A 13,284-nucleotide genomic window follows, 5' to 3' on the forward strand; every position below is an offset into this window, starting at 1 on the left:
TTTAGACTTTGACAAAGCTTTTTTCAATATTAGGTGCGACTATGTTTTTTCAAAAAAAATGAAATGCCTTTTATCGGTTTTCAAAATCTATGTTTTTAAAAACAAAAAAAGCTCAACTATTTAGTTGAGCTCATCTAATAAATCCTGATAGGTTATTTTTTTAATTCCTGGATTCGAATTATTGTTGATTACTTTCACACGAATCGCTCTCAAACCAGAAACTCCCTGAAGATCTTCAACTTCAAATTGTTCAATAGAAGGTTCAAGAATTTTTTTATGTTGCAGGTATTTAATATATTTTAAATATTCTGCTTCTTCACTATTTTGAGAGTAAACAATTGTAATTTTCTCTTTTTCAGTAATTCTTTCGTTTGTGCCTTTGATATGAGATTTGTCAATTCGTTTTTTAACCACTTCATATCTTGCATTGTAAGTTCCATCTACATCAAAACGTTTTTCATCCATTCTGAAACGTATAGAAAGCGCAGAACTAAAAACCAGAATCAGTGACGTGACATCCAATTCATATGGTAAAGATTCTTTAAGATCATGGTGTTCTAGTTCCATTTCGCATAAAGTCTGCAATTGCCATAAACGAAGATTATGCAGATACATAATATCGAATGGTTTTGTTGGCGAAATTGAAGCTCCAATATATAAATTGTGCTCAACACCATCTGTTTTAAAACGTTCGTAGTAATGCGGATAAATCTGCTGGGCTTCAACTTGTTTTCTGTCTAAAACCGTTGCCAATCTTTTATTGATAATCGACATGGCATTGTCAAACTTCTTTCTTTCCTGATAAAACATGCCGGTTTTTTCATCCAGTTTTTCAAAATACAATTCTTCAAGCTTTTTACTTTTTGGATTGCTTTTAGTGTTTTTTAATATCGGATGAATTTCTTCTTCAATATAACGCTGTACATGCTGTTCGGTATCTGCTTTTAAAGGAAAATCCAATTCGCTTCTAAGCGATTCCAATTCAAATTTTCTTTGTTCCAACAGAACAAGATTTGAATTAGAGTCTTGATTATCAAAGATCTCTAACAGAGCTGTAAGTTGACTTTTTAAATCAATTTTAACCGTTTCGTTTCGGTGTTCAGACGAACCTTTTATATCTATTTGGCCATACAGCGGATATACATTTTTAAAAACAATTTCTTTAAAAATATAATCTTTAGTATGATTCATATTCTGAAAGTAATTTTGCGATTCTCTCTTAAACTTCCAGTATACGCTCGGGTGAATGGTAGTATATTCGCGCTGAATAATCGCTTCAATCTGATGTTGCATATCGGTATTATAGCGATCAATCGTATCAGTTAAATACGGCAGAACCAAATCGAGTTTTGTAGCATTTACACTGTTCAGATCTCTTGGATTTTCTGAAACCAGTTCCACAACGCCCAATAAATGTCCACTTTTAATGACAGGAGCAAAAATACAGCTTTGAATGCCTTGTGACAGTAAATGTTCGCCGAGTCTTTTGTTTGTAGATTCTTTGGTAAACTTGCTGACGTTAGAAATTACAAAAGGCTCTTGATTGTCTAATAGATTTTCGAAAGAACATCCAAAAAAAGCATTTTTGCAATCCACTTCCTGATCGTCAGAAAGAAGAAAGCTTTTCATCTGATTTTCGTATTTTGCCGGTCTGATAAATTTCTCTTCCTCGGAATTATAAATAATAAATCCGACTTTCAAATTTGGAAGATTAAAAATGGATTGAAAAATATTAGAAACTTCCTCGTCAGTCGTAACTGTTTTAGGGCCAGGTTTCAATAAATTGCTTTTTAAAATAGAAATAGCACTTTCTGTGGTAGCATCAAATAATGAAACAATTCCAAAACCTCTTAAAATCCAACTTCCTTTTGGAAATTTAGATTTCCATAAATTGATGTCGTTATAGTTGTCTAATAATTGATCGATATCTTCTTGAGTTAGCGGAACAGCGTTTTCAGTTGGTGTAATTTCCATGAAATCAGCATTGTATAAAATACGATAATGTTTTTCAATTCCATTTTCGTTCGGAATGTCATAGAAAAAGGGCTGATTGAAATCAACGTGCTGTTTGTAATAATTGCTGAGAATTAAACAGCAGTTATTGATATAGAATTGATGTTCGCTAAAATCACGAATTTCCATATAAAATTCATCTCCGGCATTTTTCAAGATTTTCTTAAAACGCTCCGTATAATTAAAAGAGATGTTCTGGAATGGAATCGTAACCGCTTTTATTTCATTGTGCGTCAATGCAGTTGGAAATAAATCGGTTAAGATATTCTTAATTAAAGCTTCATTGTTTTTGATAACCGAATAATCCTGGATTCCAGTCCTAAGTTCCGGAATTAATTCAATTTGTTCTAAAATCGCTTTAGCATAGTTTGATCTGTAATCAACATCTGACCGAGCAATTTCTTCAAAAGATTCAATAAGCTTATGAAATGAAATTATAGTGGTAAAAGGACTTTCTTTAAAAAATTGAATATCCATCTGAGTTATTTTTTAATGCAAAATTAAGCATAAATTAAGAATGTACGACATTTTGTAATTTCTTTCGCTTATAGTTAAATAGCTGATTGCCTTTAAAATAAACGCGTCACAAAAGTCAGTTTTAGTTTTAACAAAAAATTAACAAATATAATAACGGAACGATCGTTCCGTTATTATATCTTTGTACCATAATAATTGAATAATCAATAACTTAAAAACAAATAACAATGAAAAATTTAGAAAACAAAGTAGCAATCGTGACAGGTGGAAACAGTGGAATTGGATATGCAGCAGCGGCTGATTTAGTGGCAAAAGGTGCAAAAGTAATTGTAACAGGAAGAAACAGAGAAGCTTTAGCGAAAGCGGAAAAGGAACTAAACGTTACAGGGATCGTGGCTGACCAATCTGATTTGAAATCAATTGACGGTTTAGTTGAAGAAGTAAAAACAAAATTCGGAAAAGTAGATATTTTATTTTTAAATGCGGGAATTGCAGCTTTTGCACCAGTAGATTCAGCTTCAGAAGACCATTATGACAGTATTATGAATGTGAATGTAAAAGGAGTTTATTTTACAGTTCAAAAAGTGCTTCCAATTTTGAATGACGGTGGTTCAATTATCTTTAATACATCTGTAAATGCTCATGTCGGAATGCCAAATTCTAGCGTTTATGCAGCGAGTAAAGCAGCAGTATTATCTTTAAATAAAGTTTTTGCTGTAGAATTGGCTTCAAGAAAAATTAGAGTAAATGCGGTTTCTCCTGGTCCAATTGAAACACCTTTATATGGAAAAGTTGGCTTAGAAAAAGAAGAAGTTGAAGGTTTAGGATATGCTTTAGGAGAAAAGATTTTATTAAAACGTTTTGGACAATCTGCTGAAGTTGCAAAAACAGTTAGTTTCTTGGCCTCAGACGATGCTTCATTTATTACAGGATCAGAAATTGTGGTTGATGGTGGGCTTATCGTAAATACAGTGCTATAATTTTTTTAACTAATTCAGGAACGATTGTTCCGTATTTTTGTATCTTTGTGAAGAATTTAATTTGAATATCATGGCTAGAACGAAAGAATTTAATGAAGATCAGGCTTTAGATAAAGCAATTGAGATTTTTTGGCACAAAGGTTACAACGGAACTTCTGCGCAGGATTTGGTAAATCATTTAGGATTAAGCCGTTCTAGTTTGTATGATACTTTTGGAGATAAGCAAAAGCTTTTTGTAAAGTCATTAAAACGATATCAAAAGCAAAATTTAGATAGCCTTAATGAGCTTTTTGAAAATGCTGAAAATATAAAAACGGCATTAACAGAAATTTTCAAGCAAGCGGTTATAGAAAGTCTTCAAGATCGAATTACAAAAGGCTGTTTTATGGTGAATTCTGCAGTTGAATTGGCAATGCATGATCCAGAGATCGCAAAAATTGTTCACGATAATCAGAAAGTAGTAGAAGATGTTTTTTGCTATGCTGTAAGAAAAGGACAGGAGTTAGGCCAGATTTCAGAGAAACAAGATGCGAGATCACTTGCACGATTTATTTTCAATAATTATTCTGGAATTAGAGTTTTGGCTCGAGCCGGAGAAAAAGACAAACAAGTTTACGATGATATTTTAAAAGCGATATTTTCTTTATTTTAGAATATAAAATCTATCAAATAAAAAACGGCGGTTACATTTGTAATCGCCGTTTTTTGTATTAAATAAGTAAGTAATAGAAAATGAAAACTTCTTAGCTTTTCTCTTCTTTGTTGAAGTAAACTAAGTAGTAATACATTTGTTTTTCTTCATCCCAGCCTTTTTCAACAAATTTCTCTGCACTTTCAGGATTAATGAAATCCATTTTAATTTGAATATGAGTATCCAGATTAATTACGTTTTTAATCGATTTTCTAGCGTCAGAAACTGCTGCGTTGGCAATAGGGAATGAGGTAACATCTTCGATGCTGTATTTTTCTCCTTTATCAACTTTATAGTTTTTAAATTCAGGAATCAAATCAGGATTGTCTAGTACTTCATTCAAGAAATTCTGCTCCTCAAACTGATCGTTTTTAGCGAAATAATTCACAGATCGGTTCATAAACATTACTTCCTCTTTCTTGTCTTCTGCTGGCAATACCACGTCTTTTGCGAAGTTTTGACAGAATTTTAAATATTTTTTAGTGATGAAATTTTCATCTTCAAAAGCATCTACAGATAAAAAGTGCTCTAACCAGTAACGCGCATCATAACGGTTGCTGTCTACAGTCAGGATTTTGTATCCTTCTTCTTTTTTGTAATTGAAAATCAAACATCCTTTATCCAATTTACTCAAGTTAATTCCTTGCTGTAAAATCATTTCAAGGTTGCTTCCTTTTTCTTCAAACTGTAAAAAGTCTGCCTGTAACTCACTTTTAAAGATTCCAATTGCATCAACTACGTTATTATCAATGCTTAAGTTGGTCAAATAAGTCACATAAACCTCTCCGTTTTTAATATGTGGGTGATTTGACTGCTCAAATAAATGCTTTGTGATGTTTTTAGATACCTCATGAACATTTGACGGATTGGCAAAAATCTCAGTTGCATATTTAAACATGTCGTTGTAGTCCAAGTCCACTTCGTGTGCAAACTGATAATAGTTTTCTTCTTTTTCTCTAAAAGGCTTAAAAAAGAATTCTTTTATCAGCGGCACAATTTCGTCATTTAAATTAAACGGCTGCTCTGATAAAAAAATCGCTTCGTTACGGCTTTTGTTTCCTACGCGGTGTATTGACAGCGTGTCGATGTGGGTGTTGAATAAGTTTATCATATTTTTTTAGGTACTGAGGTTCTGAGATGCTAAGATACTAAGGTCGGGTTCTGTCTTTTATTTTTTTAATAAAAGAAACTAACATTCTTTCCACCTCTCGGCTATCCTCGTATAAATTGTTAAAATCTTCTTCTTTTAAATAAGATATATTTTTTGCGATTTCTAATTGCGTTTGCATCTCAAATAAAGAGCCAACAGAAATGTTTAAGAAGCGTAAAAGATCTTTATCACTTTCTCTGCCAAATCCTTCAGCAATATTACTTGGAATTGATATTGAACTTCGACGTATTTGTGAAGTTAATCCAAAGGTTTCTTCTTTTGGGAAAGTTCTTGTTGCTTTATAAACTTTTGTAACTAAGGAAATTGATTTCTGCCAGACCAAGATCTTTCTAAAATGACTCATTAACTTATCTTTTAAATTAAATATAAAAATAAGAAAAAACCGTCAAAATTTAAAAAACTCAGAATCTTAAAGTCTCAGCATCTTAGCAACTTACGTTAGTTCCAATTCTCCTCAAATCCATAATCTTCGAAGCTGTCATCGCCTTCGAACATGTCAAGATCGTCTTCGTCTAGATCGTCTTCAAATTCTCCGTAGATATCATTGTGCATGTCATCGGCTTCGAAGTTTTTTTCAAGAGCTTCGTCTGGCATTTCACCGTGAGAGAATAAAGTTTCTGGGTAAGTTGCTCCAACAGCTTCATCTTCAATAGCAGCCAATTCAACTAAGAAAGTCCACATGCTGATAAAATCATAAACGTAGATAATCTTTGTATTTTCTTTGTCTAAAATACTAGATAACGGATAATCGTTCATGGTTCTTATTTCGCCAGGAACATCTCCTGTATCAAAAAGCGGAATTTCATCTTCTTGATTCCATGTATCATCACAAGTATAAAATGAAGCCACTTCTGATCCGTCAAAGCCAAAAGCATTGAAGATTGCATTGTGTAAATCCTCAAGAGTATCATCTTCAAGAATTGCAATGTCTCTAAAAATATCTTCTTCGGCGTCTAGAATAACTCTAAATTTATAAACCATAATCTTTGTTTTTATTGAGAGGTCAAAGGTAAAATATAAAAAACGAAATTCGAATCTTGAATTGCGATTTGTTGAAAAGATTTTAGAAAATTGATTTTCAATTAGTTTGTCTGGCTGAAGGGAATCGAAGCCTTTTTCCAATAGGAGTGCCCTTCGACTCCGCTCTGAGAGACAAACAAGGCTCGAAAACTTTTACTTTCTTGCCAATCTTTTTCTAATTTTATGATAATGTTTGTGATAAGTACTATGACTCGGATAACTTCTGCTTGGAGTAATATTATTAAAAATCAAAGCGATTACAAATAAAATTAAAACACCAACTAAAACTGGCGAAATCACATACATATAGCCTAAACCTTTTATTTGTGCTGAACCTGTAACTGCAATTAGAGCTGTTGCACCTCCAGGCGGATGCAATGTTTTTGTAATCTGCATGAAAATAATGGAAAGCGATACCGCAAGAGGAGCAGTTATCCAGACAATATCTGGCACTAGTTTGTTTACAGTGACACCAATAAAAGCTGAAATAAGATGTCCTCCAATTAAATTTCGGGGTTGTGAAAACGGACTTTGTATGATTCCGTAAATCAAAACACTCGACGCACCAAAAGAGCCAATTAAATAAACTACATCACTGCCTGTAAATTGTGAAGATTCAAGATAGGCTAAAATTCCGATTCCGACAAACGAACCTAAAAACGACCAAAAGTGCTCTTTATAATCAATTAAAGTTTCCTTGTAAAGAATGTAACGTGTTTTGCGATAGCTTCTTTTTATTTTTTCTGTTGGCATTATTGTGGTATTATATTTTGCTCGTTATGTTTTTAAATATACTTTGATGTATGTTTTTTATCTTCAGATTATATTAGTCTGAAATTATTTAACTAAGCTTGGAGAATAACTGTAAACGGTGTACGGATAAATTGTTTTGGCTGTGTATTTTGAAATCAAGCAAACTGCCAAAATTGGGAAAAACAAAGTATAATCGTTTGTTAAACCGCAAACTAAGAAAATCGCTGTGAAAGGTGCGTGGATACTCGCACTTAAAACTGCAGCCATTCCGATAATCATGAAGTTGACCGGAATCACATTTACATGGAAAAAGCTATTTAAAATAGAAGCCAGTAACAATCCTAAAAATGCTCCGATAAATAAACTTGGTGCAAAAACACCACCGTCACCGCCAGAAGCCAATGTGATTGAAGTAACTATGGGTTTTAAAATTAAAATCCCAATAAAAGTCAAAGCTAAAGTTATAGTCAGTTGCGCTTGATGTGCATTTCCAAAAATTCCTTTAATGGCGTGATAACCTTCTCCATATAATTGCGGAAAAAAGAATAATGAAATACTTAATACTGCAGAACCAATAATGATTTTATAATAATGCTTATCGATTTTTCCAAATTGTGATTTGAAGAATAAAACGCAGCGTGTTAGGTAAACCGAATTCATTCCCGCCAAAATTCCTAAAAGAATAAAGTACGGAATCGCTTTTAAATGCCATGTTGTGATTGAAACTGCAAATAATGGTTCTTCTTTTAAAATTGTCAACAAGCCCAAAGCAATAGAAACGGCAATTAAATTTGAAATCACAAATGCTCGCGTTACTTTTCTTGAAATTACTTCGAAGGCAAATAAAACTCCCGCAATCGGACTGCTGAAAAGTGCCGTAACGCCCGCCGCAACACCCGCACAGATTAATTCGGTTTTGTATTGACGGAAAACATTTTCTTTTTCGTGAGCAACAGAACCAATAGTTGCCGTTGCTACAACTGTAGAAACTTCAATTCCTGTTGAACCTCCAAAAATAACGGTTAATAATCCGTTTATGAAATGTGATGGAATTTTATAAGATGGGAGATTTTTAGATTTTGATGCCGTGCTTTCAAAAACTTCCTTGATTCCTTTGTTTTCTTTTTTCTTGAAAAGGTATTGCCTTAAGAAATAAATTACCGACAGACCGAAAACTGGAAATACGATATAAAATATGGGATGAACTGAAACTTCGTGAAAGAAAATCTCTTCGTAATACTCTGTTATTCGTTTTAAAGATATTCCGAGAAAAGCCGAAAGAAAGCCAATTAAAATAGAAACAATAACTAATTTTCGGAGTTTAATTAATTGATGATTTTTTTTGATTTGCGCCGTTTTGTTCATCAGAAGTAAATTTGAAATCGCACTTTTTTTGTGCGGGTTACAAAATTAAGCATCAAATTCGGTTTTTTATAGGAAATCTTGAATTTAGTGTGTTAAAATGGGGATTAGTAAGAAAAGCTTTCGTGTTAAGGTTTTGCCACAAAGGCGCTAAGACGCAAAGTTTTTTATTTAAGGCAAAGACTAAACAGGTAGTTTGTCATTTCGACGAAGGAGAAATCTTCACAAGTAACTCCGCAATCAAAATCGCCAATCTTTGTAGAGCTTCTCGCGGAGATTTCTCCTTCGTCGAAATGACAAAAAATGCGAAATATCTTTGCGTCTTAGCGCCTTTGTGGCAAAAAACTATCTTTCATAAAACTCAATCGGCAATAAATCAGGATCTGCAATAAAAGTGAAACGTTTTTCAGTTGTTTCATCAATTCTTATCGATTCTGATTCTATATTTTTTGAAGTTAAAAAAGCAATCGTTTCTTCTAGATTAATTACTTCAAAAGCCAAATGACGCAAACCAACCGCTTCTGGTCTTGAAGGTCTTTGCGGCGGATTTGGAAATGAAAATAATTCGACAACATAAGTGCCATTCAAAGCCAAATCTAATTTATAAGATTGGCGTTCTTCACGATAGATTTCTCTAATGATAGTCAGGCCTAAAATCTGGGTATAAAAATATTTCGATTTTTCGTAATCGGAACATAAAATGGCAATATGATGAACTTTATTAAGGGTAAGCATTATTTTGTGGATTCAGGTTCTTGATTTAATTTTCGAATAACTTTTGCAGGATTTCCAACCGCTAGCGAATTGTCTGAAATATCTTTTGTAACGACAGAGCCAGCGCCAATGACACAGCCTTTTCCTATAGTCACACCTGGACAAATAACAGAATTTCCACCAATCCAACAATCGTCTCCAATTGTAACTGGATACGCATTTTCTAATGTTTTTCTCAATTCAGCGTCAAGCGGATGAGAAGCAGTATAAATCTGAACGTTTGGCGCGATAAACACATTCGACCCAATTGTTACAGGTGCGCAGTCCAAAATCACACAGTTCACATTAAAATAAACATTTTCGCCTGCAAAAATATTGTAACCGTAATCACAGTGAAAAGGAGGTTCAATATAAAAACCAGCTCCTGCGTTTGGAATTAATTCCTTTAAAATCTCTTTTGCTTTTTTGGTAACTCTGTATTCTTTTACATTTAAGCTATGCAAAAGGTTTTTTGCCGCTCGGCGACCTTTTACCAATTCTGGATCAAAGGCATTATAATATTCGCCAGAGATCATTTTTTCTTTTTCGGTTTTCATATTTTACATTTTCGTCTTGGCAATTTTGTCATGTATTTTTACAGTTTCCTGCAAAGCAGCGGTGCAATACCAAGGCGTTAATTCGGCTTCGAGTAAATTGGCTTTTATGGCTGGATCAGTGGCAACAAGCGCTTTGGCTTCTTCTATCGTTTCGACATTAAAGATATAAATGCCACGATAATTTCTATCATTTTTCATAAAAGGTCCAGCTACAACCAATTTTCCTTCTTTGGCCAATTTTCCAATATTTTCCATGTGGCCAGCAAAGAGTTTTTTGGTTTCTTCTTTAGAAGCCGTTGTATTACTTCCAGATTTCAAAAGACAAAAAACATATTTCTTCATTCCGTATTCGTCGGCGTGAAGTGATTTGGCCAAAGCTTCATCGTATTTCACTTCGGTTTCCTGTGAAAAACCGATGGTATTAAAAAATAAAAATGCAAGAATTAAAATTGAGGTCTTCATTTGATCAATTAATTTTAGAATTAGTCTCAATTTTGTCATTTCGACGAAGGAAAAATCTTTACAAGGAACTCCGTAAAGAAAGCCGTCAATCTTTGTCGAGCTACCAACGAAGATTTCTCCTTCGTCGAAATGACAATACTGTGCGAAAATTTTTTTTATAATTAAAGCAGTTTCTTCAAAATAACAATCTGTCCTAAATGGTACACATCATGTTGGATAATTCCGTGAATGTGCTCGTAATAAGTATGACCATTATTCACGTAAATTTTCGCTAAATCTTCATCATCAAAACTTTCAAAAAAAGCATTCCAGGAATCTTGGGATTTTGCAAGCGTTTGAAGCGATTGTTCCCAAGCAGCCTCAGAAGGATCTATTACAGGAACAAAATAATTATGGTCTGGAGTTATGATTGTTTCTCCTTGCATACGCTGTAAAATATTCCTTCTCCATTGAATCAAATGATTTACAATTTCCCAAATTGTATTAAGGTTTGGGTTTATTTTTCTGTAAGCCTGTTCAGCTGTAACGTTTTTTAAAGTATTGTCTAAATTAACTTCAAGCCAAGGATTTCCGTTGTAAATAGACTGATATAGATTCGAAATTCGTTTACTTTCTGACATAAAATAATGTTTTTGGTTTTCCTAGCTAAGATACAAATTAGTATTTTACAACTCATCCTCGAAAATCTACAATTGGGTTATTATATATTTTTTAACATGAATTGTTAAAATACATTTGCTTCATCAAAAACCAAAGATGACATGAAAACCAGATTATTTTTTACCCTTAGTTTTTTATTTTTTACAGCTTTAATTTTTGCTCAAAATACTATTTCAGGAAAAGTAGTAGATCAAAAAGGAAAACCAGTTGCAGGCGCAAATATTTACATTGACGGAACTTACGATGGAGCAACAAGTTCTGAGACTGGAGATTTTTCTTTTGAAACTACAGAAACAGGAAACAAGTTTCTAGTGGTTAGTTTTTTACTTTTTGAAACTTACAAGCAAGAAATTGATGTTACCAATTATAAAGATCAAACAGTAAAATTAAGAGAAAATGTTAATGCTCTAGATGCTGTTGTCATTACAGCGGGAACTTTAGAATCTGGGGATAAGGCGAGAGTTTCTGTTTTAAAACCTTTAGATATTGTGACCACAGCAGGTTCTGCAGGAAATATTGTGGCGGCATTGCAGACTTTGCCAGGAACGCAGACGGTTGGCGAAGACGGACGTTTGTTTGTACGTGGAGGTGAAGCGAGCGAAACTCAAACTTTTGTAGATGGAATTCGTGTAGCGCAGCCTTACGGTGCAACAACCAATAATTTACCGACTAGAAGCCGTTTTTCTCCATTCTTGTTCAGCGGAATTGCATTTTCTACTGGAGGATATTCTGCAGAATATGGTGAAGCCTTATCAAGTGTTTTACTTCTAAATACACAAGATGAAGAAGATCACGAAAAAACAGATATTGGATTAATGACCGTTGGTTTGAGTTTAGGAAATACTCAGAAATTCAAAAAAAGCTCTTTAAGTGTCAATATGATGTATGTGAATTTAGCGCCTTATCAGGCTGTTATTCCACAAAATGTAGATTGGAACAATCCCTATCAATCGCTTGGGGGTGAAACAGTTTATAGATACAATTTCACAAACGGAATATTTAAGCTGTATGCTTCATTTGATTCTGAAAAATTTGATTTGAATCAGAAAAACGTCAATTTCGAGAATCCGATTCGAACTGATATGAATAACAATAACTTCTATTTGAATTCATCTTACAAAGGAAGTTTTGGAACTGGATGGCAGATTACTTCTGGAGTTAGTTACGGTTACAGCAAAAACAAACTGAAATATGATATTACAGGAGTAAATAGCCAAGAAAATGCAGCGCAACTGAAATTGAAATTTAGCAAGAAGTTTTCAAACTACTTTAAATTATCTTTCGGATCTGATTATTTCATTACAAAATATGACGAAAATGTAGCAGATAATCTCGCTCTTGATGTTACAAATGGTTACGATTCTAACATTTTTGCAGCATACACTGAAGGCGATATTATGTTTTCTAAAAAATTAGCTTTAAAAGTCGGTTTGAGATATTCAAACAACAGTCTTTTAAATGAAAATAATATTGCGCCAAGAGCTTCATTAGGATATAAAGCCTCAAAAAGCAGCCAGTTCTCTTTTGCTTACGGAGATTATTCTCAAACGCCAGTTGTAGATTATATTAAATTTTCTAAATACCATCAGTTTGAAAGTGAGAAAGCGAGACATTATATTTTAAATTATACGTTTACAAGACCAGGGCAAACATTGAGAGCAGAAGCTTACTACAAAGATTACAGCAATTTGGTGCAGTACGATACGAGAGATATTCAATACAATTCAGTTTTCAATAACAACGGATCGGGTTATGCAAAAGGATTGGATTTATTTTGGAGAGACAGCAATTTGTATAAAAACTTAGAATATTGGATTTCATATTCGTATATAGATTCGGAAAGACAATATAAAAACTTTCCAAACATGGCAACTCCAAGTTTTATTGCCAACCATAATTTATCTGTAGTTGCAAAATATTTTATTACAGACTGGAAATCTCAGGCGAGTTTAACAAACAGTTTCAGCTCAGGACGTCCGTACAATGATCCGAACCAGACACAATTTATGAACGGAAAAACAAAATCATATAATAGTTTAAGTTTTAGCTGGGCGTATTTATTAACCACACAAAAAATCCTTTATTTCTCAGTTTCGAATGTTTTAGGAACTCAAAATATTTTCGGATACGATTACGCCAAAACACCAGACGCAAGCGGAGTATATCAAAGACAAGCCGTAGTGCCAACAGCAGACAGATTCTTCTTTATAGGTTTCTTCTGGACGATTAGCCAGAATAAAAATGAGAATCAGTTGAAAAACTTGTAGTTCGTGGTATAGATGCTAAGTTGCTAAGATTCTGAGATACTGAGAGAAAAACTTAGAATCTTAGCAACTCAGAATCTCAGAAACTTAAAAAAAAACAATTCAGTAACCAAAATCAACA

13 protein-coding genes are annotated in these 13,284 nt (G+C 33.4%); 3 read left to right on the plus strand and 10 right to left on the minus strand.

The features are described from left to right. Window positions 1-120: 120 nt before the first annotated feature. Window positions 121-2,490 carry a GAF domain-containing protein gene (locus tag BB050_RS13020; RefSeq protein WP_066033829.1) on the minus strand — a complete coding sequence of 790 codons (2,370 nt, stop codon included), beginning with the start codon at window positions 2,488-2,490 and terminating at the stop codon, window positions 121-123. 227 nt (window positions 2,491-2,717) lie between these two features. Here BB050_RS13020 and BB050_RS13025 point away from each other — a divergent pair, with 227 nt between their 5' ends. Both BB050_RS13025 and BB050_RS13030 read left to right on the plus strand, forming a co-directional pair. Then, complete coding sequence (locus tag BB050_RS13025; RefSeq protein ID WP_066033830.1) at window positions 2,718-3,470, plus strand: glucose 1-dehydrogenase; 753 nt, start codon at window positions 2,718-2,720, stop codon at window positions 3,468-3,470. 70 nt (window positions 3,471-3,540) lie between these two features. Then, window positions 3,541-4,122, plus strand: a complete 582-nt coding sequence (locus BB050_RS13030; RefSeq protein WP_066033831.1) for a TetR/AcrR family transcriptional regulator — start codon at window positions 3,541-3,543, stop codon at window positions 4,120-4,122. A gap of 91 nt (window positions 4,123-4,213) precedes the next feature. Here the strand turns inward: BB050_RS13030 and BB050_RS13035 are convergent, their stop codons facing one another. From BB050_RS13035 to BB050_RS13080, 9 genes are all read right to left on the minus strand, one after another. Next, complete coding sequence (locus BB050_RS13035; protein ID WP_008468195.1) at window positions 4,214-5,272, minus strand: nucleoid-associated protein; 1,059 nt, start codon at window positions 5,270-5,272, stop codon at window positions 4,214-4,216. A 37-nt stretch (window positions 5,273-5,309) separates the two neighbouring features. Further along, window positions 5,310-5,675 carry a four helix bundle protein gene (locus BB050_RS13040; protein WP_066033832.1) on the minus strand — a complete coding sequence of 122 codons (366 nt, stop codon included), beginning with the start codon at window positions 5,673-5,675 and terminating at the stop codon, window positions 5,310-5,312. A 95-nt stretch (window positions 5,676-5,770) separates the two neighbouring features. Continuing rightward, window positions 5,771-6,313 carry an IS1096 element passenger TnpR family protein gene (locus tag BB050_RS13045; protein ID WP_008468204.1) on the minus strand — a complete coding sequence of 181 codons (543 nt, stop codon included), beginning with the start codon at window positions 6,311-6,313 and terminating at the stop codon, window positions 5,771-5,773. Between the two features lie 192 nt (window positions 6,314-6,505). Next, the gene (locus tag BB050_RS13050; RefSeq protein WP_066033833.1) at window positions 6,506-7,105 is read right to left on the minus strand and encodes an HPP family protein; all 600 of its coding nucleotides are present in this window, start codon (window positions 7,103-7,105) and stop codon (window positions 6,506-6,508) included. 84 nt (window positions 7,106-7,189) lie between these two features. Next, window positions 7,190-8,470: a chloride channel protein gene (locus tag BB050_RS13055; protein WP_083219838.1), complete on the minus strand. Its 1,281-nt coding sequence runs from the start codon at window positions 8,468-8,470 to the stop codon at window positions 7,190-7,192. Window positions 8,471-8,812: 342 nt separating this feature from the next. Beyond that, entirely contained in the window at window positions 8,813-9,202 is a 390-nt protein-coding gene (gloA2, locus tag BB050_RS13065; protein ID WP_066033835.1) for an SMU1112c/YaeR family gloxylase I-like metalloprotein, read from the minus strand. Then, window positions 9,202-9,777 carry a sugar O-acetyltransferase gene (locus BB050_RS13070; protein WP_066033836.1) on the minus strand — a complete coding sequence of 192 codons (576 nt, stop codon included), beginning with the start codon at window positions 9,775-9,777 and terminating at the stop codon, window positions 9,202-9,204. Before BB050_RS13070 ends, gloA2 begins: the two co-directional genes overlap by 1 nt. Before the next feature lie 3 nt (window positions 9,778-9,780). Further along, on the minus strand, window positions 9,781-10,239 hold the full coding sequence (locus tag BB050_RS13075; protein ID WP_066035161.1) for a YciI family protein: 459 nt from the start codon (window positions 10,237-10,239) through the stop codon (window positions 9,781-9,783). Between the two features lie 161 nt (window positions 10,240-10,400). Beyond that, window positions 10,401-10,859, minus strand: coding sequence for a DinB family protein (locus BB050_RS13080; protein ID WP_008468214.1), 459 nt, complete (start codon window positions 10,857-10,859; stop codon window positions 10,401-10,403). A gap of 141 nt (window positions 10,860-11,000) precedes the next feature. Here BB050_RS13080 and BB050_RS13085 point away from each other — a divergent pair, with 141 nt between their 5' ends. Further along, window positions 11,001-13,166 (plus strand): TonB-dependent receptor, encoded by a 2,166-nt coding sequence (locus BB050_RS13085; RefSeq protein WP_066033837.1) that lies wholly within the window; start codon window positions 11,001-11,003, stop codon window positions 13,164-13,166. The last annotated feature ends 118 nt before the right edge of the window (window positions 13,167-13,284 follow it).

Origin of the sequence: Flavobacterium anhuiense, from assembly GCF_001705175.1 — a bacterium.
GTDB lineage: Bacteria > Bacteroidota > Bacteroidia > Flavobacteriales > Flavobacteriaceae > Flavobacterium > Flavobacterium anhuiense.